Origin of the sequence: Streptomyces fulvoviolaceus, assembly GCF_000718165.1 — a bacterium.
Classification (GTDB): domain Bacteria; phylum Actinomycetota; class Actinomycetes; order Streptomycetales; family Streptomycetaceae; genus Streptomyces; species Streptomyces fulvoviolaceus.
Genome location: NZ_JOEY01000227.1, coordinates 1 through 240, shown reverse-complemented (window position 1 = coordinate 240; position 240 = coordinate 1). Strand labels below are relative to the sequence as shown.

General features: G+C 69.2%; 1 protein-coding gene. It reads left to right on the top strand.

Annotated features, from left to right (window positions below):
* The coding region (locus tag IG08_RS55555) for a carboxyl transferase domain-containing protein (RefSeq protein ID WP_275937288.1) at nucleotides 1-240 on the top strand (240 nt) is incomplete at both ends.

The window sequence follows — 240 nt, the reverse complement described above, 5'->3', positions numbered from 1 at the left end:
CACGAGATTCGTGCCCGGGCGCTGGCCGGCCCGAGTGAGAGGGCGACCGAGGCGCAGCATGCCAAGGGCAAGCTGACCGCGCGGGAGCGTATCGAGCTGTTGCTCGATGCGGGTTCGTTCCGGGAGGTCGAGCAGTTGCGTCGGCACCGGGCGACGGGGTTCGGTCTGGAGGCCAAGAAGCCGTACTCGGACGGTGTGATCACCGGCTGGGGCACGGTGGAGGGCCGTACGGTCTTCGTC